General features: G+C 84.0%; 1 protein-coding gene. It reads right to left on the reverse strand.

Annotation, left to right across the window (positions count from 1 at the left end):
* The coding region (locus FOE67_RS28130) for a helix-hairpin-helix domain-containing protein (RefSeq protein WP_323385658.1) at nt 1–507 on the reverse strand (507 nt) is incomplete at both ends.

Raw genomic sequence — 507 nt, forward strand, 5'->3', positions numbered from 1 at the left:
GGTCCCCTCCCCGCCCCCGGCGTCCGCCGGGGCGGGCGCCGGCGCGGCATCCGGGTCGGGGTCCTCGAACAGGAGTGCGGCCCCCGCCTCGACGGCCTCCGCCAGGGCCTCCTCCGGCCGGGGCACGCCGTATCCGCCCAGGGCCCGGGCGAGGGCGGCGGGATCGGCGGCGGTGTGGCCGAAACGGGCGCCGCGCTCCAGCAGGTGGGCGCACAGGGCCCGGGTCCGGCGGGGATCGTCGGGGCCGGCCCCGGTGTCCAGCAGGGCGCGGGCGCACTCGTCGGCCCGGTCGGGTGTCGTGCCGGGCAGGGCCAGCAACTGCCACGGGTCGTCCTCCAGGACGGCGGCGGCACCGGGGCCCCAGAGGCGGGCGGCGTCGGCGGCCAGCGCGGGCACGGCGCCGGCCGGGACGCCGGCCCGCTCCAGCAGCGCGGGCAGGTCGGCGGGGATCGCCGGAGCCGGGGCCCGGTCCGCCGGGCCGGGGGCACCCCCCGCGCCCGGCGGCGC

Source organism: Streptomyces calidiresistens (assembly GCF_014141525.1).
Taxonomy (GTDB): Bacteria; Actinomycetota; Actinomycetes; order Streptomycetales; family Streptomycetaceae; genus Streptomyces; species Streptomyces calidiresistens.